Here is a 24,027-nt window from a genome sequence, read left to right on the forward strand (position 1 = left end):
ACCTCTTTACCTACAGTTCTTTCCCAAATAGTTTACCGTGAGTGCCGCCGAATTGCAACTCTTGACCGTGATGCGTGAGTTATGAATTGCAAGTTATTCACAAAATATTTATAATAGGACGGACATGAATTACACGGGTACTCGGATCAGTTACGGGGAACAGCGAGTATCGTTGCCAAAACTTAACCATAGTGGTGGACGGATGAACAGGGGGAATCGACATGCGGTTTTGGGTCTCGCCAGGAGGCCAATTGGCTATTTTACTGTTGGGATGGTTGGTGATACATAGTGTGCGTCGGTTAATGCGCCATCATTGGCCGCAAGAGCTGGTGCCGTGGGATTTGATGACACCATTACTTATCTTGTGCAGTATCATTTTGATTCCTCAAGGGGCGGGGCACCTCCTTCCTTGGGTGGTCATTGGATGGATGCTGATTGGCATCGGGGTCGCACTGCTCCAGGCGGTGCATAATCACGAATTACTTTATCCGCGATTTTGGAAAACTTTTTGGCGGTTATCGGACTTGTATTGGTTGTTTGGGTTCGCCGCGTGCTTTTTACTTACGATTAGTTAGAAAATGTATAAATATAAATTAAGTTGAGTATTGACTCGTTTTTCGGGACAATACGGAAACGTTTCCAGCCGCGGTGAACAAGTGTTCGCCGCGGCTTTTGGGGTCTCTGGGGAGAAATTTATAAAAATACGGTAACATTGTGGTAGAAAGTGGGGGTATGTGGTAAACTTGGTGATAGTTACAAGTTAGGGGTAATGGCTATGTTCATGGGCGAATTTGAACATTCGATTGATACCAAGGGCCGGCTCATTATCCCCGCTAAATTTCGGGAGCAACTCGGGTCCCATTTCGTGGTGACTCGAGGCATGGATGGTTGTTTATTCGGCTATCCCATGACGGAATGGGCCGCTTTGCAGGATAAATTAAAGGCGTTGCCGGTGAATCGCAAAGATGCACGGGCGTTCGTGCGGTTCTTTTATTCGGCGGCCACCGAGTGTGACTTGGACAAGCAAGGGCGGATTAATTTACCCCAATCGTTACGCACCCACGCGGACCTCCAGAAGGCTTGCGTGATTGTGGGCGTGGCGAATCGCTTTGAAATTTGGAGTGCCGACCGCTGGGCGAAATTCTCAGCTTCAGCGGAGGAAAACTTCGATGATATTGCGGAAAACTTGATTGATTTTGACTTGTAACTTGAGATTTTAGACGGAAGGAGCGTGCCCATTGGAAGACTTTCATCACGTTACGGTACTTTTAAATGAAGCGGTCAACGGGTTGGCGATTCAACCAACCGGGACCTATGTGGATTGCACGCTGGGGGGTGGCGGACACAGTCAGAAGATCTTGGACCAACTGACGACCGGTCACCTGTACGCCTTTGATCAAGACCAGACCGCAATCGACTATAATCAAGACCATTTAAAAACGGCGTTGGCTGCCGGCAAGGTGACCTTCATCAAGAGTAATTTTCGGGACATAAAGGCACAGCTTGCCGACCAAGGCGTCACCCAAGTGGATGGCGTACTCTACGATTTGGGGGTTTCGTCACCCCAGTTCGATGAGGCTGACCGCGGGTTTAGCTATCAACACGACGCGCCGCTGGACATGCGAATGGACCAAAGCGCGAAGTTGAGCGCCTGGACCGTGGTTAACGAATGGTCATTTAACGAACTTTTGCGAATCTTCCACCGTTATGGAGAGGAAAAATTCGCCAAGTCCATTGCCCGAGCCATTGAACGGCACCGGGCGACGGCTCCCATCGACACGACGGGACAACTGGTGGAGATCATCAAGGAAGGCATCCCCGCGGCCGCTCGCCGGCACGGGGGACATCCCGCCAAGAAGGTCTTTCAAGCTATCCGCATCGCGGTCAATGACGAGTTAGGTGCCCTGGAAGCGTCGTTAGAACAAGCCATTGGCTTACTCGCGCCGAAAGGCCGGATCAGTGTCATCACGTTTCAGTCGTTGGAAGACCGGCTGGTCAAAACCATGTTTCGGGAACAGTCTTCGTTACCAGAACTCCCACACGGGTTACCCGTGATTCCGGAACAAATGCAGCCGGATTATAAACTTGTCAATCGTAAACCGATTCTGCCATCTGCGGCGGAGTTGGCCGCTAATCACCGAGCCCATAGTGCTAAATTACGGATCTTAGAAAAGCTAGACTAGCTCCCTGATGAGAACTTAATTATTCGGACATAGGAAGATGATTATTTATGGCGCAAAATAGCTTAGCAGAAGCGGTTCCACTCACAAAAGAACCGCAGCAACGCCCAAACATAGCACAACCACAGCCGCAAGTGCAGCCCCAGGGGCAACCTGCAGGGCAGCTTCACCGGCAAAAATTACCCGTTTCCAAATTTGAGAAATGTCTAGTCTTGGTCTGTGGCCTGGTTTTAGCTGGTTTGATGGTGTGTGTCGTTTCCGCTAAAATTGCGATGAGCAATGCGCAGCATGATTTACAAACGGTTAATCAGACAACGACGACTTATCGCAATCGGAACACCAACACGCGACAAGAAATCAACGAGTTGCAGAGTCGGACCCGGCTTGATAAGATTGCGCAGAAGCAAGGGCTGAGTTTGGAAAATGCGCGAATAAGGACTGTTGATAAATAATGAATGATTCCCCAAAGCACCCAATGAAAAATACAAACGCGCGCAGAAACCGGAAGATCGTAGGCCAGTTTCTGTTTTTCCTTTTCATCGGCGTTTTTATTCTCATTGCGGTGCGTTTTTCTTACATCTCCATTGGCAAGAAAGTCCAAAACGTTAATCTGAGTGCGTCAGCCCAGAAACTCTACACGGCGAACAAAACGCTGAAGGCCAAGCGGGGCACGATTTATGATGCCAATAATCAGCCGATTTCCGAGGACACCAGCGTGTATTCCCTATACGTGGTCCTGGACAAACGGCAGGTGGGAACCAACAATCAAAAGTTGTACGCCACCAACAAGCCCAAGATTGCCAAGGTCTTGGCCAAATACTTACCAATCAGTGAAAAAAAGGCGTTAAAGATTCTGAATCCGAGCAAGGGGAATCCCTTCCAAGTAGAATTCGGGACGGCCGGACAAAACATTTCACTGGCGACCAAGCAAAAGATCCAGCACTACCACCTGAGCGGCATCAATTTCGTCCAACAAGAGGCGCGGTTGTATCCGAATGGGATCTTTGCCTCCCACTTGATTGGCTTGGCTCAGTCGTCCACGAAGAACAACCAGACGACCTTGACGGGGACGATGGGAATTGAACAAGCCTTCAACAAGGAACTGACCGGGAAGGATGGGTCCCAAAAGATCAAGAAGGATACTTATGGCTACCAGTTACCGGGGACCAAGCAAAAGTATCGCAAAGCCCAGAACGGGGACAACGTGTACACCACCTTGGATACTCGCTTGCAGACGCTACTGGAAACGGAAATGAGTAACGTCCAAAAGCAGGTCAAGGCCAAGTCGATGAACGCGGTCTTGATGAACGCGAAGACCGGGGCCATCTTGGCCGCTACCCAGCGGCCGACGTTCAATGCCACCACCAAATCGGGCTTGAGCAAGATTTGGCGGGACACCTTGGTCCAGGATGCTTATGAGCCGGGGTCCACGATGAAGATTTTCAGTCTAGCCGCTTCCATCGATAGTGGGAATTACAACGGGAATGTGACTTACCAGTCTGGGCGTTACAAGATTGGGAACCAAGTCGTACCCGACTGGAACACCTCTGGTTGGGGAACGATTACTTATAATAAAGGGTTCGCCCTTTCCAGTAACGTCGCCATGGCCCATTTGGAACAACAAATGGGGGCTAAAACTTGGAAAAAATATATCAATCGTTTCCGTTTCTTAAAGAGTACCCATTCGGGCTTGCCCGGAGAGCTGAGCGGGAGCATCGCCTTCTCGCGGCCAATCGAACAAGCGGATACCTCGTTCGGCCAGGGGATTCAAGTCACGGCCTTTCAGATGCTACAGGCCTTGACGGCAGTCAGCAATAATGGGACCATGATGAAACCGTACATCGTTAGTAAAGTCGTTAACCCAAACACCAACAAGACCGTCAAGTCTTACTCACCAACGAAGGTGGGTCACCCGATTTCGGCCAAGACGGCCAAGGCCGTGCGTAAGCACATGGAAGATGTGGTCTACAAGAGTTATGGGATTGGGAGCGACTACAAGATGAGCGGGCAACTCGTCGCGGCTAAGACCGGGACGGCGCAGGTCAGCAATGGTAAATCCGGTTATTTATCGGGCGACGATAGCTATCTGTACTCCGTTGCCGCCATGGTGCCGGCTAGCAATCCAAAGTACGTGATGTATATCACCATGAAACAGCCCCACTTGGGGAGCAAGACGGCGACGAAACTGTTGGCGTCCATTACGAAGCCCGTGTTGGCCCGAGCTCTTCAAGAAGACAACGCGACGACAACCAAGCAAGTCAAGATGCCAACGGTCACCGGGTCAAGTGCGACTAAGGCGACCAAGCAGCTCAAGAAATTGGGTATGACGGTCACGCGCCTAGGTAGTGGTAAGACGGTCAAACGGCAGTCGGTGAAGGCCGATAGCGTACTTTACCAGGGCCAACGGGTCTTCTTATCGACTGGCGGTACTGTGACTATCCCGAATTTGACCGGTTGGTCGAAGGGGGATGTGGTAAAATTAGCACAGTTGCTGGGGCTCAAGGTGACCACTGACGGTGACGGCTACGTTACCAAGCAAAGTCTGAAGACTGGAACGACCGTTTCGTCAGGGGACAAATTGACCGTCACACTGAAACAAAATAAATGAGAATAGGGATTGAGTAGAAAACATGATAACTGCACTGGTGCCCCTTTTAGGCGGCTTTATAATTACGGTAGCGTTTATGCCGGCATTGATTCGGTATTTCCGCGCCCGACATGAAGGACAGATGATTCGGGAAGAGGGTCCGAGCTGGCACGAAAAAAAGTCCGGGACCCCAACGATGGGGGGCTTGCTCTTCATCATCGCGATTCTGGTGGTGACCTTATTGGTAAGCTGGGGCGCTGCGCCACATCGCGTTTTGCCCACGACCTGGATTCTACTGTTTATCCTGGTCCTGTACGGGGCGTTGGGCGCTTGGGATGATAGTATCAAGCTGTTCCACCGCCAGAATGAAGGCCTCAAGGCTTGGCAAAAGTTACTGGGTCAAATCATCGGGGCACTATTCCTTTTTGGGGTCTACACGCATGAAGGGTTGCCCATGGCCTTAGCGATTCCGGGCCTCGGCACCTGGCGGATGGGTGGTTGGTACGCCCTCTTTGCTATCATTTGGTTAGTTGGCTTTTCTAACGCCGTCAATTTATCTGACGGTCTGGACGGCCTAGTCAGTGGTTTAGCCAGCATTTCCTTTGCGGCTTACGGCTGGGTTGCGTTGATCCAACACCAATTCAATATCAGTATCTTTTGTTTTGCCGTAGTCGGCGGTCTGCTAGGGTTCTTGATCTTCAACCATAAACCAGCCAAAATCTTCATGGGGGATACCGGGTCGTTGGCCTTAGGGGGCGCTTTAGCCGCCGTGGCCATCCTGTTACACCACGAAGTGTCCCTATTATGGATTGGTCTGGTCTACGTGATCGAGACGGCCAGTGTGATTTTGCAAGTAGCCTCGTATAAATTAACGGGGAAGCGCATCTTCTTGATGAGTCCCATCCACCACCACTTTGAAATGTTAGGCTGGAGTGAGTGGAAGATTGATTTGACTTTCTGGGGTGTGGGCTTGGTAACGGCGCTGACCGGCGTCTGGGCCATCCTTGCTTGATAATCAGCGACCGACTAATGGGCTAACCGGGCTCGTTAGAGTTGGGTTAGCCCTTTTTTAGAACATGACAACGAAATTAATAAGAGTGAACGGAGAGCGAGCAGTAGTTATGAAAGAGATCACAACGTATGTGGATAAACGGGTCTTAGTTTTAGGGTTGGCCAAGAGTGGCTTCAACGCCGCCAAGCTGTTGAAACGCCTAGGGGCTTTGGTCACCGTTAGTGACGTGCAACCTTTGGCCCAAAATACGGAGGCTAAAGAACTACAAGAAGCGGGTTTCAAAGTGATTACGGGCCAGCAAACGCCTGATCTCTTGGATGCGGGGTACGACTTAGTGGTCAAAAATCCCGGTATTCCGTACGATGTTCCCGTCGTCAAGCGGGCCTTGGAACTAAAGCTGCCCATTATCAGTGAAATGGAACTGGCCAGCGAGGTGGCCGATGCCGAACTCGTGGCGGTGACTGGCAGTAACGGTAAGACCACCACGACGACCATGATTCAAAAGATGTTGGCCCACGACCGTGAGACGGGTAAGTCGGTCTACGCCGGCAACATCGGGATTCCGGCCAGTCAGGTGGCCCAACAGGTCACCAGCGTGGATACGTTGGTCTTAGAGGTCTCCAGCTTCATGTTAGTGGGGACGACCACGTTCAACCCGCACATTGCGGTGCTGACCAATATCTTCTCGAACCACTTGGATTACCACAAGACGCGGGCCAATTACGTGGCCGCGAAGATGAAGATTACGGCTAACCAAACGGCCAGCGATTACTTCGTCGTGAACTTCGATGATCCCGAATGGCGGGAACTCAGTACCCACTCGGCGGCTCAGGTCGTGCCGTTCTCCCGGCAAAACGTGACCCAGGATGGCGCTTACGAAGCCAACGGGACGTTGTACTACCAACAAGAAGCCATCATGCCGGCAAGTGAAGTCAAGGTCCCTGGCGACCACAATATTGAAAACGCCCTGGCGGCCATTGCGGTCGCTAAAATCAAGGGCGTCAGCACCGCTTCCATCGTGTCCGTTCTGCGGGCCTTTGGTGGGGTACGGCACCGAACCCAGTTCGTCCTTGAAGCTGATGGTCGCCAGTACTACAACGATTCCAAGGCCACGGATATGGAAGCAACGGAAATGGCCCTCAAGGGGTTCCAAGCGCCAGTCGTCTTGCTTGCCGGGGGCTTGGACCGCGGGTACACCTTTGAAAAGATGATTCCAGCATTCAAGGAACACGTCAAAGCCATCGTCTTGTTTGGGGAAACCGCCAAGTTATTGGCGGAGACCGCTAAACAAGCGGGGATCGCGACTATCAAGATGACGGAAAACGCTGAGACCGGGGTGCCGGTCGCGTATGAGCTGAGTGACCCAGGCGATATCATTCTCCTGTCACCGGCCAATGCTAGCTGGGATCAGTACCCGAACTTCGAAGTTCGGGGTGACAAGTTTATTCAAGCAGTCGAAAAATTGACCGGGAAACAGGAGGAAGTTTAAATGCGTTTAATGGTATCGGGTGGTGGCACGGGTGGTCACATATACCCAGCACTGGCTTTGATCAAGGCCTTAAAAAAACGGGACCCGGATGCCGCGGTGATGTACGTCGGTTCACAGCGGGGCCTAGAAAGTACTATCGTTCCTGCTAAGGGAATCGCGTTTGAAGCCACGCACATTCAGGGGTTCAAGCGCTCGCTGTCGCTGGAGAACTTCAAGACCATTTATCTCTTCTTGAAGAGCGTGCACCGGGCCAAGCAACTGATTCGTGAGTTCAAGCCTGACGTTGTCGTTGGGACCGGGGGCTATGTCTCCGGGGCCGTCGTCTATGCGGCCAGTCGATTGCACGTGCCGACGATGATTCACGAACAAAACAGTGTCGTGGGCATCACCAACAAGTTCTTGAGTCGCTACGTCGATAAGATTGCTTATGTATTTGACGCGGCTGTCGACCAGTTACCGGCTAGTAAGATGGTCAAGACGGGGAACCCGCGGGCCCAAGAAGCCGCCGAAGTGGTCAGTCACTTTGATTGGTCGGAGTACGATTTAAAATCTGACGTGCCGACGTTACTGATTTTTGGCGGTTCCCAAGGGGCGTTAAAAATCAATGCAGCAACGGTGGCGGCAATCCCGGCGTTTAACCAGCGCGACTACCAGGTAGTCTTTGTGACCGGGCAGAAACGCTACGATGGGGTGATGGCCCAGCTCAAGGACCAGACGGTGGCGCCCAACGTGGTTATCAAGCCATACATCAGTAACATGCCGGAGGTCTTGCCGCACGTGGCGGCCATTGTGGGCCGCGCCGGGGCGACTAGTTTGGCCGAAATCACGGCCGACGGGATTCCGTCGATCTTGATTCCTAGCCCGTACGTCACGGCGGACCACCAGACCAAGAACGCCCAGTCGTTGGTCAACGTGGGGGCGGCGGAAATCATCAAGGAAGCCGATTTGACTGGTGAGTCCCTGGTGAAGCAGGCCGACCAACTGATGCAAGACGACCAGTTGCGCCAGGGGATGGCCGAAGCGTCGAAGCACTTAGGAGTGCCAGATGCGGCCGACCGGGTCTTAGACGTGGTCTTGTCCCTAAAAAAGTAAAGTTGGCTAGTTAGCAGAAGCGGAGGTGGACGCTCGTGAAATTTCGGCACGACCGAAAACAAGCCCCAAGGTCCCGGGAGCAAACGCCCTGGGAAAAGTACCAATCACGGGCGGCCCAGCAGCGAAAACGGGCTCAGACCCCAAGATGGTATCGCCGAACCAAGCGGATTGGGGATAAGCTGCCCCGGTTACGGCAGCAACGTCACCGAGAATTGGCTCGGCGGTTAGCCCTGCTCTTGTCGATCTTTTTGGTCGTCATCGGGGTCATGGTTTACTTGATTTCTCCGCTCAGTCACGTGCAGGCGGTTACCGTGAAGGGGACTCAAGAATTGTCAGCCAAACAGGTGCAACGGGCCGTAGGAATTCGGCCAGGTGATTCCATCTTCAAGGTGGTTGGACACCAAAAGCGCCTGCAACGGGTAGCACCTCAGCACAGTACCCGGTTGAAACGGGTGCGAGTGCAGTTCCAGGCGCCTAACCGGGTGACCGTTCGGGTCCATGAATACGCAACTGCTGGTTACGTGGTTCGTAACGGCCAGTACTACGAGGTGCTGGAGAACGGTGTCGTCAGTCAACAATCGGTCAGTCAACCGAAGAGTGGGACCCCGGTTTACGGGAAGTTTAAATCCACGAAAGCATTGCACCGCATGATCTTGCAGTACGCACGACTGAGCACCGCTATCAAGCATAGTATTAGTGAAATTCAAGCGGCACCCACAAAAATGAACGCTCAGCGAGTGCATTTGTTCATGAATGACGGCAATGAAGTGTATGCTAGTATTGGGAGCTTCGCCAAAAAGATGGCGTATTATCCCAGCATTGCACACAGGATGAAACAAAAGGGTGTCGTGCATTTGGAAGTCGGCGCGTATTCGTCCGCTTTTACGAAATAATTTCATTTTGATTTCAGCGTTAAAAGCGTTTATAAAGGCTTTTTCAACCCCTAGTAAATGTGGTAAGCTGAAGAATAATTAGGAGAAAAAGCGAATTCATACGTGTTAATAGATCGATTAGCTTAGGAGGTTCCTTTTTCTATGGATAATTCAGGGATGTACGTAGGTCTCGATATAGGAACCACCTCAATAAAAGTCATTGTTGCTGAAAATGTTAAAGGGCAAATGAACGTTATTGGCGTGGGGAATGAACGTTCGAATGGTGTCAGCCGCGGTGTGATCGTGGACATTGACAAAGCAGCTGAAGCGATTCAGCGCGCTATTCGACAAGCCGAAGAAAAGGCTAGTATCGAAATCCACGATGTCATTGTGGGGATACCCGCAAATATGTTAAAAATTGAAACGTGTAGTGGCATGATTGCCATCGATGATCAGTCTCGTGAGATTACCGGCCGCGATGTCCGCAACGTTGCGGCGGCCGCTTTGATTCAGAGCCTGCCCCCCGAGCGCGAAATCGTTGATATTTTAGCCGATGAATTCGTGGTGGACGGTTTCGACGGGATTAAAGACCCCCGCGGAATGGTGGGGGTCCGGTTGGAACTTCACGGGACCCTGTTTACGGGACCGAAGACCATCATGCATAATACCCGTAAGGCGGTTGAGCAAGCTGGCTTGGCCATCCGGGGAACCGTTATCGACCCCATGGCTCAAGGAATGATGGTCATGAACGACGGCGAGCAAGACTTTGGCACTATCCTGGTTGACCTGGGTGGTGGCCAAGCGACGGCCGCAGTGATTCACGATCACCAGCTCAAATACATTGACGTGGACCAGGAAGGTGGGCAGTTCATCACCAAGGATATCTCGGTGGTTCTGAACACTTCACTGGACAGCGCGGAAAAGCTCAAACGCGATTACGGGTATGCGGATTCGACCCAGGCCAGCGATGAGGATGAGTTCCCGGTAGGTGTGGTCGGCCAAAGCCAACCAACACCCATTTCGGAAAAATACTTAGCAGAGATTATCGAAGCGCGTTTAGACCAAATCTTGAAGCGGCTATGGGCCAATTTAGATAAGGTCCAGGCACTAGAGTTACCTGGTGGTATCGTATTGACTGGTGGGGTCGCGGCTTTACCGGGCATTACGGAGCTGGCTACCGATGAGTTTGGCACCAACGTGCGGGTGTACGTTCCGGATCAAATGGGACTGCGGCATCCATCGTTTACCTTGGCCCTGGCCTTAGTGAACTACTTTGGTGGCCTCAATGAAATTGATTTATTGATTAAGAGCGCCTTGACGGGGTCGACTCAGTTAGCCGATGAAACTGATGAAATTCGTCAACGGGAGGCTGAAGCGGCACCACAAAGTGATGCTTCGGTCGAGCCGCAACCGCACAGTCAGACTAACGACAAGAAAGCAAAACCTAAAAAGAAAAGCCGAACTGAACGGGTAAAGAAGTTCTTTAGCGACTTCTTCGACTAATGTGAGATGGAGGAATACACAATGGAATATTCATTAGATTCTGCTCAAAATCACGGCGCCAACATCAAAGTCATTGGCGTCGGCGGCGGGGGCAACAACGCCGTTAACCGAATGATCACCGAAGACGTGAAGGGGGTTGAATTTATCGTCGCCAACACCGACGTGCAAGCCTTAGAAGCGTCTAAAGCGGAGACCAAAATCCAATTAGGGCCGAAACTGACCCGGGGGTTAGGTGCCGGTGCCAATCCTGAAATCGGCGCCAAGGCGGCTGAAGAAAGCGAAGAAGCTATCACGGAAGCCTTAGAAGGCGCCGACATGGTCTTCGTTACGGCCGGCATGGGCGGTGGTACCGGGAACGGTGCCGCCCCAATCGTGGCCAAAATCGCCAAGGAAGGCGGTGCGTTGACCGTTGGTGTTGTGACCCGTCCATTTAGCTTTGAAGGTCCACGGCGGGCCCGTTTTGCGGCCGAAGGGGTCGCGGCGATGAAGGAGAACGTCGATACGTTGATTATTATCGCCAATAACCGCTTGTTAGAAATCGTCGACAAGAAGACGCCAATGATGGAAGCCTTCCAAGAAGCCGACAATGTCTTACGGCAAGGGGTTCAGGGGATTTCTGATTTGATCACGAGTCCCGGCTATGTCAACTTGGATTTTGCCGACGTCAAGACGGTCATGAAGGACCAAGGATCTGCGTTGATGGGGATTGGCTCGGCCAACGGCGAAAATCGCACGGAGGATGCCACCAAGAAAGCCATCTCGTCACCATTACTGGAAGTGTCCATTGACGGGGCCGAACAAGTTCTCTTGAACATTACCGGTGGTCCCGACTTGTCCTTGTTTGAAGCCCAAGCGGCTTCCCAAATCGTGTCAGATGCTGCGACGAGTGATGTCAACATCATCTTTGGAACGTCCATCGACGAAGAGTTAGGCGACGAAGTTCGGGTCACCGTGATTGCAACCGGGATTGACCGGAAGCGGGAAGAAAAAGCGGCAGGCCGTTCTCGGGTAGCTCGGCGGGCGAATGCGCAAAATAATAATAACGCGGGGAGCCAACCGACCAACCATGGTGAGACGCGTCAATCTCAAGCTGACCATCGTGAACAAAAGAGTGATCCGTTTGGTAACTGGGATATTCGTGAACCAGCGCACCGGCCGGAACCCAAGCCATCATCCGGTAGCGATGAGTTTGCCGGGGTCGACAAGCCTGACTTTAATATTTTCAACCCAAGTTCTAACCAGCATTCAGCGGCGGACGACAATCAGGGTGAAGACACGCCACCGTTCTTTAAGCGGCGGCGGAAATAACTGATGTGGTGAGCTGTTGTGAGAGGAGTGATTAGCTATGGCGGATAAGTTTAGTCTCAGCAAGTTTTTCGGCATGAACGATGATTATGATGATGACGACGACTATCAAAAATCCAATTCGGTCGCTCAACGACAGCCTCAAGCGGCTCATCCAGTAGCGCCGCAACGTCCAGTTGACACACGGAAGGTGGTTGCTATGCGTTCCGCTACTAATTCAAGTCACATCACGATTTGTGAGCCCCGGATTTACTCAGATGCGAAGGGAATCGCCAAGCAAATTACCAGCGGGGATGCCGTTATCGTTAATTTTGCCCGGGTCGATGAAGCTCAAGCCCAGCGCATTGTGGATTTTTTGAACGGGACGGCGTTTGCTGTCGGCGGTGAAATCAAACGAATTGGCGAAGAAATCTTTCTTTGCACGCCACATAACTTCGAGGTGACCGGCGATGTTGCGGCCAATCTCGGCAATCAATTTACGTCATAAGGAGCGGATGCTTTGATTAACGCTGGAATAAGTGCAGCCATGCTCAAATTGGTCATGTTTGTCTTTCAAGTTTTGAACTGGTTGGTCGGCGCGTACATCCTGTTAATCGTGATTTACGCGTTACTAAGCTGGCTTCCCGGAGGCTATCAGTCCCGGTTTGGTCAGATTATCGGTCGCTTAGTCGAACCGTTCTTAAGTTACTTTAACTTCATTGCCATTGGACCCTTAGGTTTTGGCCCAATTGTTGCCATCGTCGTGTTATCGGTGGTTCAGATCGGGCTACAAGCCATCGAAGGGTTCGTTATCCAGTTATTACTGTGACGATGATGAGAGGAGGAAACGGCCGTGGATGAGAATATCACGCAACATTTCCGGCCGGATGAAGCCCCCTTCATCGATGCGGTTGGGAACTGGTTGCAGCGGGTTCAGGATGAGTACCGGCCAGTGCTCACGCATTTCCTGAATCCGCGTCAAGTTTACGTCGCTACCACGTTAGCCCATCGGGCCGACATTGCGGTTCGGTTCAACGGTGGTTACGCGGGGGCGGAGATGCAACGAGCCCTCTTTTATCCGGAGTACTACACGCCGGAAACCCGGGACTTCGAGCTGGCATTACTGCAGGTCGATTATCCCATCAAGTTTGCCACGTTACATCATAGTCAGATCTTAGGCACCCTCCTGGGGTCGGGCATTGAACGTGAAATCATCGGCGATATCGTCACGGACGGTCTCACCTGGCAATTGGTGACCGAATCGGCGATGACCGATTACTTAACGGGCCAAGTCGACCGTATTGGTCGGGTCAAGGCTCGCCTGGTTCCTACCACGTTGGAAACGTTGGTCCAGCCAGAAGACGAGTGGGAACCTGAAGCGGCGACGTTATCGTCGCTACGATTAGATAGTATCGTCGGGACAGGCTTTCACTTATCCCGTCACCGCGCCAAAGAACTCATCGAGGGCGGTCGGGTCCGGGTCAACTGGGCCGATACGGAAAAGCCCGACTACGAGTTAGCCGTGGCAGATATTGTGTCCGTACGACATTTCGGGCGGATTCGGCTCGACGAGGTCGGCGGGCGGACGAAAAAAGAAAAAATTCGGGTCATCCTAGCGGTGCTGAAGAAATAGATGCGGAGGGAACGTACAAATGGTACTAAGTCCATTAGATATTCATAATAAAGAGTTCGGAACCAAAATGCGGGGTTACAACGTTGATGAGGTCAATGACTTCTTAGATCAGGTCATCAAGGATTATCAAATCACGTTGAACCATAATAAGGAGCTGGGTGAACAGTTAGATGCAGCCAACGAAAAGTTGAAATACTTTAACGACTTAAAAGATTCGTTGAACCAATCGATCTTGGTCGCCCAGGAGGCCGCTGATAAGGTCAAGGCCAACTCGCAAAAGGAATCCGAAATTATTATTCGTGAGGCGCAAAAGCAAAGTTCCGACATCGTTTCCGAAGCCACCAACAAGGGCAACCAAATTATGACGGAAGCCTCGAAACGCGCCAAGAAACTGGCGGTCGAGACGGACGACTTGAAGAAGAGTACCCGGGTCTTCCGGCAACGGCTCCAAGTCATGTTAGAAAGCCAACTGGAAGTCGTTAAATCTAACGATTGGGACGAGTTGCTCAAGGAAGGTTCCATGTCCAGCTATGAGGAGATTAAGAAGGTCGTGGGCGACCGACTTGACAAGGCGCCAGAACAAGGCGTAGACTCAGAAACATCATCGTCAACGGATGCGACTGACGAAACAGATGGTCAGACTCAAGTCACCGAAACGCCCGTCACGGACACGGGTGACCCGAGTCAAGAGACCGTCGTCATCTTCCCGGACAATGATCAAAAACATTACAACCAACAATAAAAATGCTTGAGGAAACACAACGACAAGGTAGACGGTCCTAGCGAGCTGGTGAAGGTGGAAGACCAGCGATTCAGAGACCTTGGCGTGATCATTCTGAGTGGCTTTAGGACTGAAAACGAAGTAGGTCTTAACGGGTACCCCGTTACGGTATTGAGGGAAATTAGCGGGAGTTAATTTCTAAATTTGGGTGGTACCCCGTTACGGTATTGAGGGAAATTAGCGGGAGTTAATTTCTAAATTTGGGTGGTACCACGAACGACTTCGTCCCTTGCGGCGGGTCGTTTTTTTATGGTTAGGATGCAAGTGAAAAATAAGGCGTTTGACCGGTGAGCTGAGGTGGCCTCCAGTGGGACACTTGAGCTCACCGGTCACGCACCGTGGAAGAGTCATGACAACAAGGAGGAATTGCTGGTATGCGAGTAAAAGACACGCTGAACTTGGGTAAGACCAAGTTTAAAATGCGAGGCAATTTGCCGGTCAAGGAAGTTGACCGGCAAAAGGCGTGGGCTGATAACCATTTGTATCAAGCCCGCCAGAAATTAAACGAGGGGAAACCGACCTTTATTCTACATGATGGTCCCCCGTACGCGAACGGCCCGATTCACATGGGTCACGCGTTGAACAAGATTTCCAAGGATATCATCGTGCGCTACAAGTCGATGAACGGTTTTCGCGCCCCGTACGTGCCCGGTTGGGATACGCACGGACTGCCAATTGAACAACAATTGACCAAGGCCGGTTACGACCGCAAAAAGATGTCGACGTCGGCGTTCCGGGATCTTTGTCGCGAATACGCGCTAAAGCAAGTCGACCAACAACGTGAAGGCTTCAAACGCTTAGGCGTTTCTGGCGATTGGGATAACCCGTATATGACGTTGACCCCTGAATTCGAAGCCGCAGAAGTGCGCGTCTTCGGAGAAATGGCCAAGCGCGGCTTGATCTATCGGGGCAAAAAGCCGGTCTACTGGTCCTGGTCTTCTGAATCTGCGATGGCCGAAGCCGAAGTTGAATACCATGATGTGACCTCACCGTCCGCCTTCTTCGTGGAAGAAGTGGCCGATGGCAAGGGCGTCTTGGATGATCAGACCTACTTTGTGGTTTGGACCACGACGCCGTGGACCATTCCCGCTTCCGAAGGGATCACGATTGATGCCGGTATCGAGTACGCGGTGGTCAAACCCGCCAACGATGACCGGAAGTTCGTTCTGGCCAGCACCTTAGTGGCGGAAAATGCCGAACGGTTTGGCTGGGAAGATGTCCAAGTGGTCAAGACCGTTTTGGGCAAGGACCTCGAAAACATCACGGCTCAACATCCATTTATCGCCGACCGGAAACTCGTGGTCATGTTAGGCGACTTCGTGACGACCGATTCCGGGACTGGGTTGGTCCACACGGCACCTGGTTTAGGGGAAGATGACTTTAACGTGGGGGCCTTATACCACTTACCCGTCTTAGTCCCTGTTGACGACAAGGGGTACATGACCGAAGAAGCTGGTCCTGATTTCAAGGGTGTCTTCTACGAAGATGCTAACCAAATTGCTTTGGACAAGCTTAAGGCTACGAACGCTTTGCTGGATTACATGCCGTACGAACACAGTTACCCGTTTGACTGGCGTACCAAAAAGCCGGTCATCTTCCGGGCCACGCCACAGTGGTTTGCCTCAGTTGATAAGATTCGTGATGAGATTCTGGACAACTTAAAGGACGTTTCCTTCAAGCCAGACTGGGGTCAACGGCGCTTAGCCAACATGATTAAGGACCGTGGCGACTGGGTCATCTCCCGGCAACGGGTCTGGGGTGTGCCGCTGCCAATCTTCTACGCGGAAGATGGCACGGCCATCATCGAACCAGAAACGGTTGCTCACGTGGCGGACTTATTTGGCAAGTACGGCTCCAACGTCTGGTTCGATCGTGACGCCAAGGACCTCTTACCAGATGGATACACCAACGAACACTCCCCGCACGGTGAATTCACTAAGGAAACTGACATCATGGATGTGTGGTTCGACTCCGGTTCCTCGCACCAAGGGGTCTTAGCCCAGCGTGATGACCTGGTTTACCCAGCCAACCTTTATTTGGAAGGGTCCGACCAATACCGGGGCTGGTTCAACTCTAGTTTGATTACCAGTGTGGCCGCTGAAGGCAAGGCGCCTTACAGGCAGGTCGTTTCCCAAGGCTTTACCTTGGATAAAGACGGCCACAAGATGTCCAAGTCCTTAGGGAACACGATTGCCCCAGACGAAATCATCAAGAAGATGGGGGCCGACATTGTCCGGTTGTGGGTCACGTCCGTGGACGCGTCCGCTGACGTGCGGGTCTCGACCGAAGCCTTCGTGAAGATTTCGGACAGCTACAAGAAGCTGCGGAACACGATGCGCTACCTGTTGGCCAACACGACGGACTTCGATCCGGAAAAAGACGCCGTTGCCGTGGCCGATTTACAAGCCGTCGACCGGCACATGCTATACCGGCTCAATGAGTTTACTAAGTCGGTCAAGGGTCACTATGACCAGTACGACTTCTTGAGCATCTACAAAGAACTGATGAACTTTGTCATCACCGAGTTGTCCGCCTTCTACCTGGACTTCGCCAAGGATGTCTTGTACATCGAATCCGAAAACAGTCCGGTCCGGCGCTCGATGCAGACGGTCTTCTACCAGATTGCGGTGACGTTGACCAAGCTGTTGACGCCCATCATCCCGCACACGACCGAAGAAATCTGGACCTTCTTGAAGGAACCGGAAGACTTCGTCCAATTAGCGGAAATGCCGAAGGTCTTAGACCTGCCAACCACCAACGAAGACGGTGACCCGTCGGCTTGGGACCAATTCATGACGGTCCGTAGCGATGTGTTGAAGGCGCTCGAAGAAGCCCGGAACGCCAAGTTGATTGGGAAGGCTGCCGAAGCGCACTTGGACCTCTACGTGAAGCCTGAGATTGCGACCTTGTTCAAGCAATTGGACATCAACGTGCAACAGATCCTGCTGGTTTCCGGTCTGGACGTTCAAGACTACGATCAAAAGCCGGCTGATGCCGTCGACTTTGACGACGTGGCCATTGTGGTCACCGCCGCTGAAGGGGACGAATGCCAACGCTGCCGGTTGATCAAGACCGATGTCGGCAGTGACGCCGCTTATCCGCACTTCTGTGCCCGCTGTGCCGCTATCGTCCGCCGGGATTACCCAGAAACAGCCACGACCGGCTTTGATGACTAATTAAATGAAACTTTAGATTTACCCGTAAACGGGCCTGGATAAACCAGGTCCGTTTTGTGTTTTCCAATCCGAATCACCCGGGCGTTCCTCGTGGTTTGCGGGGGCCGGCTAAAACGGGTATAATCTGCTTGTATGTCAAGACGGAAGGGAGACCAGTGCATCATGCTAATCGGTAAAGTAAAAAGTTATAGTGAGCAACGGGGCTTTGGCTTCATCACGACCCCGGATGATGGCGATGTCTTCGTTTATTACACGGGGATTTTAGGTGACGGTTTCCGGAAACTCGAAGCGGGTCAAACGGTTCAGTTCGTGATCGTTCAGGGCCAAAAGGGGCCCCAAGCGGCTAAAGTCACGCCCGTGGTGACCGCAGACCAGGAGGCATAGAGTATGGATTTAGAAGAACACGTTGAATCATCTGAAACATTGTACGATGGCGTTATCGTGCGCTTAGAACGTCAACAGGTGCGCTTGCCGAACGGCGAAGCAGCCACGCGTGAAATCGTGCGGCATGCAGGTGCTGTAGGTATTTTAGCCTTAACGGACGCCGACCACATGATTTTGGAGCGGCAGTGGCGGGCCCCCGCTGCCAAGGCAACGTTAGAGATTCCGGCTGGTAAGCTGGATAGTCGCGACGCCGATAACATTGAGCATGCGGTCCGGCGCGAACTCAATGAAGAGATTCGCTATGAACCGGGGACGTTGAAACGGATTACTGGTTTTTATTCCAGTGTTGGCTTTTCCGACGAGTACATGACGTTGTTTATGGCAACTGACTTAACGCCCGTCAAGACGGAATTACCGCGTGACCAGGGGGAAAACCTCGAGTTGTCCACGGTCACCAAGACCCAGGCGCAGGCCATGATTGCTAGCGGCGAAATTGAAGACGCCAAGACCATTATGGCCATTTACTACTGGCTCTTACAGAAGTAGGTGATGGCAGTGCGTAATGATTGGCAATCGGACGACGATCAACCCAAGACGCGAGCGGATTACCGCCGCGAACAAGAGCAAGCCAACCAGTCACACCAACGCCGGCGGGGCCAGGACGTAAGGCCTGACAGTCCGGTGACGGATAATCCGCAAGGCCTGGAACAAAATGGCGATACGGCACCACTCAGCCAGTCTGAGTATAAGCAGCGGCGGTTAGGTCGTCGGTTAAACTGGGTCATCTTTTGGCTGGTCGTTTTGATTATTACCGTGTATATTATTTTATTTTTTGTTGAATTTTAAAGGAGTGACCAAGCATCATGACATTTGGCGTAATTTGTGCCATGGAAGAAGAAATCAAAGAATTAAAGGCCGCCTTACAGGACGGTCAAACCACGACCATCCACGGGTTAGAATTTTACCGCGGGACCATTTCCGGTCAAAACGTGGTGCTCGTGCGTTCCGGAATTGGGAAAGTCGAAGCCGGTTTAACCACGGCCTTACTGATCACCCAATTCGACGTGGATGTCGTCATCAATTCGGGTTCAGCTGGTGCCTTAGCGCCCGACCTGAACATTGGCGACGTGGTCATCTCGACCGAAACGGCCTACCACGATGCCGACGCCCGGGCCTTTGGCTACGTTTATGGCCAATTGCCGCAACAACCGGCACGTTTTGAAGCGTCCAAAAAGTGGGGCGCGGAATTAGCTGCGGCCGCGAAGCAAACGGGCCTGACCACCAAGCAAGGCTTGATCGTGTCCGGCGACCAGTTCTTAAACGGGCCGGCAGCCACGAACCCCATCTTGGCACACTTCCCCGAAGCTTTGTCCGGTGAAATGGAAGGGGCCGCGGTCGGCCAAGTCGCCCACCAATTCGACGTGCCTTACGTCGTGGTGCGGGCCATGTCCGATACGGCGGATAACAATTCCGGCGTTGATTTTGATGACTTTATTATTGATGCTGGTCGGCAATCGGCCCAGATGTTACTGGCCCTGTTTGCCGCGCAGCACTAGCTTCAGTTTCTAGGAGGGTTTAGTTGTGAAGGAGATTTACTTAGATAATGCGGCCACGACGCCCATGTCGCCCGCCGTCTTAGCTGAGATGACGGATAAAATGGCTAACGTCTTTGGCAACGCCTCAACGTTGTATGGCTTGGGACGCGAAGCTCATACGGTGATGGAAAATAGTCGGCAGGTGATTGCGGATAGCATCAACGCCGCTAGCGACGACGAAATCATCTTTACCAGTGGCGGTAGTGAAAGTGATAACACGGCGATTACCCAAACGGCCCACGCCCGGCAAAAACTGGGCAAGCATATCATTACGACGGCCATCGAACACAAGGCGATTTTGGAGCCGCTCCGGGCGTTAGAGCAGGAGGGCTTTGAGGTGACCTACCTGCCGGTCGACCAGCAGGGACACATCAGTCTTGACGACTTCAAGGCCGCCTTGCGCGATGATACCATCCTGGTGTCCATCATGACCGGGAACAACGAGGTTGGTAGTCGGATGCCAATCCACGAAATCGGCGAAATCTTAAAGGACCACCAGGCGTGGTTCCACACCGATGCCGTGCAAGCCTATGGGTTACTGGACATCGACGTCCAACGCGACCACATCGACATGCTGTCAACATCGGCCCACAAAATCAATGGGCCCAAGATGATTGGTTTCTTGTACCGGCGGGAAGGCGTGAACTTCCCGAGTTTGGTCAAGGGCGGCGACCAAGAAGAAAAGCGCCGGGCTGGGACCGAGAACGTCCCGGCGATGGCGGGCTTTGCCACGGCCGTGCAGGCGTTGACGCCCGAGGTCAAGGCTAAGCGCCAGGCTAAGTATCAGGGCTTCAAGCAACACGTGGTCGACGGTCTGACCGCTAACGGTGTTGACTTTGCCGTCAACGGGTCATTAGACGGAGAGAACCTGAACCACGTCTTGAACCTCTGGATCAAGGGTATTTCGACCTACGTCATGCAGACTAACCTGGACCTCGCGGGGATCGCCGTTTCCGGTGGCTCGGCCTGCACGGCGGGCTCCATCGAGCCGTCGCACGTCTTGACGGCGATGTTCGGGGCTGATAGTCCCCGCATCGGTGAGTCGTTACGGTTGTCCTTTGGGACCTACACCACCGAAGCCGACCTGGACGCCTTTATCCAGGCCGTGACTAAAATTGTGACGCGATTAAAGCACACCAACGAGGTGAAGTAGCGTGTTATTTAAAAAAACGATGCAGATTGAAGGGGACCAGGACAGCTATACGCTCCACCCCAACATTAAGCCGTACGCTTTAAAGGACGTCGGCTTTCAGGTGACAAACGCGGGCAACTACACGTTGGAACGGTCGGTCGACCCGACTTCACCGTATAACCGTAACCAGATGCTCAAGGTGACGGTGGCCAAGGACCTGTCCGGGTTCAAGATGGCGACCACCAACGCGTCGGGCAATCGGCGGCTGAATATCTTTAAAGGCCCCCACGCCAAGGGTAACGTTGAGCAGTACCATTTCATCATGCAAAATCTAATCGACCGGGAGATTTTGAAGAAACAGTAACCGGGTGTAGGGAGTCACCAGCAGGAACGCTGGGACTCCCTTTTTCATGGGCTGTGAGCCGTTTTCAGGAAAAGAAACACCAGGCTTGCAAAATGTAAGCTAAATCGTTACACTGATAAATACTGGACTTGTGCGACCTTCAACTCGTAGATTCTCCAGAATCTGATAGAAATGATGGTGATACCATGCAAGACAACAGCCAAACGCGTGTCGTTGTCGGAATGAGTGGTGGTGTGGATTCCTCCGTCGTGGCCTTGCGCTTAAAGCAGCAGGGCTACGACGTCGTGGGCGTCTTTATGAAGAATTGGGACGACACGGATGAGAACGGCGTCTGCACCGCAACTGAAGATTACAAGGACGTGGCCAAGGTGGCCGCAAAGATTGGGATTCCGTACTACTCGGTCAACTTCGAAAAGGAGTACTGGGACCGCGTGTTCACGTACTTCTTGGACGAGTACAAGAAGGGTCGGACGCCCAACCCGGACGTCATCTGTAACAAGGAAATCAAGTTCAAGGCGTTTCTCGACTACGCCTTAGAGCTGGGGGCCGACTACATCGCCACGGGGCATTATGCCCAGTTGACGCGGGATGCTGACGGTCATAATCACTTGTTGCGGGCCGTTGATGCCAACAAGGATCAGACGTACTTCTTGAGCCAGCTTTCGGCTGAGCAGCTCGACCGGGTCATGTTCCCAATCGGGGACTTGGTCAAGAAGACCCAGGTCCGGCAGATGGCGGCAGACGCCGGTTTGGCGACCGCTAAGAAGCCCGACTCCATGGGCATTTGCTTCATCGGTGAAAAAGGTAATTTCAAGGACTTTTTGAACCACTACTTACCAGCCAAGCCTGGCAAGATGATGACCGTTGACGGTGAGGTCAAGGGTGAGCACGCCGGCTTGATGTACTACACGATCGGTCAGCGGCGCGGCTTAGGCATTGGTGGCGACGGAGTCGACAACCAGCCTTGGTTCGTCATTGGTAAGGACCTGTCCAAGAACATCTTGTACGTGGGCAAGGGGTACCACAACCCGCACCTTTACGCCACGTACTTGGAAGCTTCGGATATCCACTGGGTCAACACGATTGACCGGGGTCAAGACTTCCGTTGCACGGCGAAGTTCCGTTACCGCCAAAAAGATACCGGCGTGACCGTTCATCTGAGTGACGATGGCCAGAAGGTCACGGTAACTTTCGACGAGCCAGCTCGGGCCATCACACCCGGCCAAGCGGTCGTTTTCTACGACGGCGACGAGTGCCTGGGCAGTGCGATTATCGATGCGGCATACGGTGAGACCAGCATTAACGCTACACACGAGGGTGCTGGCAAGTTACAATTAATCTAATTTAGTGCGACGAAAGGGTCTGGGAGTTATTTCTCGGACCCTTTTTGAGTTATCAGGCCCTTTTTCGGACTAACGAGCCGGCAGTTTGACACAGTTACTTTGAAAACGCGGCAAAAACTGGCATAATATGTAGAGATTGGGTCGTTAATTGCTGAGCGCAGTGACTCGATTTAAGCGGTAAATGAGTTTTCGCGTCTGCTAATCGGGTAACAGTGAGCGCAATTAATGGTGAAAGGACGTTTACAAACAATGAAACTATACTTTATTCGACATGGGAAGACACAGTGGAACTTGGAAGGACGGTTTCAGGGCGCCGGTGGTGATTCGCCGTTACTGCCGGCTAGTTATCAGCAAATGATTCAATTAGGGCGTTTTTTGCGCGATGTTAAATTCACGCACGCCTATTCGAGTCCCATCAAACGAGCCCGGGTCACAGCACGGCGGGTATTGCGAGAAGCCCATCAACGCGTGCCACTGACCCTAATGAGTCGCTTAGAAGAGTTTCATTTAGGCGTGATGGAAGGTCAGACGTTTGCGTCGATTCAGGAACGGTTCCCCACGGAGCTGGATGCGTTTCGTAACCATCCGGATCGCTACACCACCCAAAAGGTGGGCGGCGAGACCTTTACGCAGGTCATCGACCGGATGACGCCGGCCATTCAGACCATTGTGGCGCATAACCCGGACACCGCCAACGTGATGATCGTGGGTCACGGGGCAGCGCTCAACGCCGAGATCAACGCGTTGTTACAGACGCCGTTAGCCGACCTGCGCAAACGGGGCGGTATTCGGAATACTAGCGTGACGGTGCTCGAGACCCATGACGGGCAATACTTTGACCTGTTGGACTGGAACAATACTAGTTTTCTAACGGCCAGCGCCACCCCGACCGATACTATTTAATGCAGGTGATAATGTTATGACAACGGAACCTTCCGCCAAGCGAGCAGCGGACAAACAACGCTCGGAAAAATTAGTCCATCAACTGGTGCAACAGATTACCCAACACCCTGGGGAGTTCAAGCCCTATTACGAACTAGCCACCGTGTTGGTCGACCTCAAGTCTTATGCCCAGGCCGAAGAGCTCTTGATGAAGGCGCTCGGCTTGTTTCAGGCGCAACCCGAGGCGGTCGAACGTTTACACTACGGGCTGGGGAACGTGTACTATGCGGCCCAGGATTACCCCAAAGCTATCGCCCAGTTTGACCAGTTGGGTGACCAGTTCAAAGGGGTTGGCTATTTGATGATCGCCCAAATTCACATGGCAAATGGCGACCATAAGCGGGCGTTGGCCTTTGCGCTAACGGCGTTGGCCAGCCAACCCAACGATGTGGCCACCCTCCAGGTGGTTGCCGAAAACCTCTTAGCCGTGGGTGACATGGCCCAAGCCGCTACTTATTATGACCGGGTCTTGGCACTGGATGCTAAGAACGGGCACGCACAATTCGACCGCGGACTAGTGGCAATGGTGCAAGGCGAGGCTTATGCCGATTACTTTGCTAAGGCCAAACAACTTGATCCAGCGTATTATGCCAAGGGCCAGAAGAAGTTGGTCGATATCGAGAAATTCATTCACACGCAGCATCAACAGAAGGAGTAA

At 52.5% G+C, this 24,027-nt stretch carries 25 protein-coding genes; all 25 read left to right on the forward strand.

Annotation, left to right across the window (positions count from 1 at the left end; all coding sequences use genetic code 11):
- Positions 1-221 precede the first annotated feature (221 nt).
- Positions 222-575, forward strand: coding sequence for a DUF3397 family protein (locus H3M12_RS08035; protein WP_129031794.1), 354 nt, complete (start codon positions 222-224; stop codon positions 573-575).
- A gap of 200 nt (positions 576-775) precedes the next feature.
- Positions 776-1,207, forward strand: a complete 432-nt coding sequence (gene mraZ, locus H3M12_RS08040) for a division/cell wall cluster transcriptional repressor MraZ (protein ID WP_129031796.1) — start codon at positions 776-778, stop codon at positions 1,205-1,207.
- Positions 1,208-1,238: 31 nt separating this feature from the next.
- Positions 1,239-2,183 (forward strand): 16S rRNA (cytosine(1402)-N(4))-methyltransferase RsmH, encoded by a 945-nt coding sequence (gene rsmH, locus H3M12_RS08045; protein WP_129031797.1) that lies wholly within the window; start codon positions 1,239-1,241, stop codon positions 2,181-2,183.
- A 47-nt stretch (positions 2,184-2,230) separates the two neighbouring features.
- Positions 2,231-2,632, forward strand: a complete 402-nt coding sequence (ftsL, locus tag H3M12_RS08050; protein ID WP_129031799.1) for a cell division protein FtsL — start codon at positions 2,231-2,233, stop codon at positions 2,630-2,632.
- Entirely contained in the window at positions 2,632-4,788 is a 2,157-nt protein-coding gene (locus tag H3M12_RS08055) for a penicillin-binding transpeptidase domain-containing protein (protein ID WP_129031801.1), read from the forward strand. The genes ftsL and H3M12_RS08055 overlap by 1 nt, the downstream gene beginning before the upstream one ends.
- A 22-nt stretch (positions 4,789-4,810) precedes the next feature.
- On the forward strand, positions 4,811-5,779 hold the full coding sequence (mraY, locus tag H3M12_RS08060) for a phospho-N-acetylmuramoyl-pentapeptide-transferase (protein ID WP_129031803.1): 969 nt from the start codon (positions 4,811-4,813) through the stop codon (positions 5,777-5,779).
- 109 nt (positions 5,780-5,888) lie between these two features.
- Complete coding sequence (murD, locus tag H3M12_RS08065) at positions 5,889-7,268, forward strand: UDP-N-acetylmuramoyl-L-alanine--D-glutamate ligase (protein ID WP_129031805.1); 1,380 nt, start codon at positions 5,889-5,891, stop codon at positions 7,266-7,268.
- A complete protein-coding gene (gene murG, locus H3M12_RS08070) occupies positions 7,269-8,360 on the forward strand; it encodes an undecaprenyldiphospho-muramoylpentapeptide beta-N-acetylglucosaminyltransferase (protein WP_129031807.1) in 1,092 nt (363 codons plus the stop codon).
- A 35-nt stretch (positions 8,361-8,395) separates the two neighbouring features.
- Complete coding sequence (locus H3M12_RS08075) at positions 8,396-9,253, forward strand: cell division protein FtsQ/DivIB (protein WP_129031809.1); 858 nt, start codon at positions 8,396-8,398, stop codon at positions 9,251-9,253.
- A 141-nt stretch (positions 9,254-9,394) separates the two neighbouring features.
- Entirely contained in the window at positions 9,395-10,735 is a 1,341-nt protein-coding gene (gene ftsA / locus H3M12_RS08080) for a cell division protein FtsA (protein ID WP_182150608.1), read from the forward strand.
- Positions 10,736-10,756: 21 nt separating this feature from the next.
- A complete protein-coding gene (gene ftsZ, locus H3M12_RS08085) occupies positions 10,757-12,043 on the forward strand; it encodes a cell division protein FtsZ (protein ID WP_129031813.1) in 1,287 nt (428 codons plus the stop codon).
- 37 nt (positions 12,044-12,080) lie between these two features.
- Positions 12,081-12,527: a cell division protein SepF gene (locus tag H3M12_RS08090; RefSeq protein ID WP_129031815.1), complete on the forward strand. Its 447-nt coding sequence runs from the start codon at positions 12,081-12,083 to the stop codon at positions 12,525-12,527.
- 39 nt (positions 12,528-12,566) lie between these two features.
- Complete coding sequence (locus H3M12_RS08095; protein ID WP_129031925.1) at positions 12,567-12,848, forward strand: YggT family protein; 282 nt, start codon at positions 12,567-12,569, stop codon at positions 12,846-12,848.
- A gap of 24 nt (positions 12,849-12,872) precedes the next feature.
- Positions 12,873-13,652 (forward strand): YlmH family RNA-binding protein, encoded by a 780-nt coding sequence (locus tag H3M12_RS08100; protein WP_129031817.1) that lies wholly within the window; start codon positions 12,873-12,875, stop codon positions 13,650-13,652.
- Between the two features lie 19 nt (positions 13,653-13,671).
- Entirely contained in the window at positions 13,672-14,394 is a 723-nt protein-coding gene (locus H3M12_RS08105; RefSeq protein WP_129031819.1) for a DivIVA domain-containing protein, read from the forward strand.
- Between the two features lie 413 nt (positions 14,395-14,807).
- Entirely contained in the window at positions 14,808-17,609 is a 2,802-nt protein-coding gene (gene ileS, locus H3M12_RS08110; RefSeq protein ID WP_182150609.1) for an isoleucine--tRNA ligase, read from the forward strand.
- A 162-nt stretch (positions 17,610-17,771) separates the two neighbouring features.
- Complete coding sequence (locus H3M12_RS08115) at positions 17,772-17,993, forward strand: cold-shock protein (protein WP_129031823.1); 222 nt, start codon at positions 17,772-17,774, stop codon at positions 17,991-17,993.
- Positions 17,994-17,996: 3 nt separating this feature from the next.
- Entirely contained in the window at positions 17,997-18,539 is a 543-nt protein-coding gene (locus H3M12_RS08120; protein WP_129031825.1) for an NUDIX hydrolase, read from the forward strand.
- A gap of 3 nt (positions 18,540-18,542) precedes the next feature.
- Complete coding sequence (locus H3M12_RS08125) at positions 18,543-18,839, forward strand: hypothetical protein (RefSeq protein ID WP_233449169.1); 297 nt, start codon at positions 18,543-18,545, stop codon at positions 18,837-18,839.
- 17 nt (positions 18,840-18,856) lie between these two features.
- Positions 18,857-19,549, forward strand: a complete 693-nt coding sequence (locus H3M12_RS08130) for a 5'-methylthioadenosine/adenosylhomocysteine nucleosidase (protein WP_129031829.1) — start codon at positions 18,857-18,859, stop codon at positions 19,547-19,549.
- A gap of 25 nt (positions 19,550-19,574) precedes the next feature.
- A complete protein-coding gene (locus H3M12_RS08135; protein ID WP_129031830.1) occupies positions 19,575-20,741 on the forward strand; it encodes a cysteine desulfurase family protein in 1,167 nt (388 codons plus the stop codon).
- Between the two features lies 1 nt (position 20,742).
- Positions 20,743-21,084: a DUF1831 domain-containing protein gene (locus H3M12_RS08140; RefSeq protein WP_129031832.1), complete on the forward strand. Its 342-nt coding sequence runs from the start codon at positions 20,743-20,745 to the stop codon at positions 21,082-21,084.
- A 185-nt stretch (positions 21,085-21,269) separates the two neighbouring features.
- On the forward strand, positions 21,270-22,427 hold the full coding sequence (mnmA, locus tag H3M12_RS08145) for a tRNA 2-thiouridine(34) synthase MnmA (protein WP_129031834.1): 1,158 nt from the start codon (positions 21,270-21,272) through the stop codon (positions 22,425-22,427).
- A 249-nt stretch (positions 22,428-22,676) separates the two neighbouring features.
- Complete coding sequence (locus H3M12_RS08150; RefSeq protein ID WP_182150610.1) at positions 22,677-23,330, forward strand: histidine phosphatase family protein; 654 nt, start codon at positions 22,677-22,679, stop codon at positions 23,328-23,330.
- 16 nt (positions 23,331-23,346) lie between these two features.
- Positions 23,347-24,027, forward strand: coding sequence for a tetratricopeptide repeat protein (locus H3M12_RS08155; protein ID WP_129031838.1), 681 nt, complete (start codon positions 23,347-23,349; stop codon positions 24,025-24,027).

Source organism: Levilactobacillus suantsaii, from assembly GCF_014069315.1.
Classification (GTDB): domain Bacteria; phylum Bacillota; class Bacilli; order Lactobacillales; family Lactobacillaceae; genus Levilactobacillus; species Levilactobacillus suantsaii.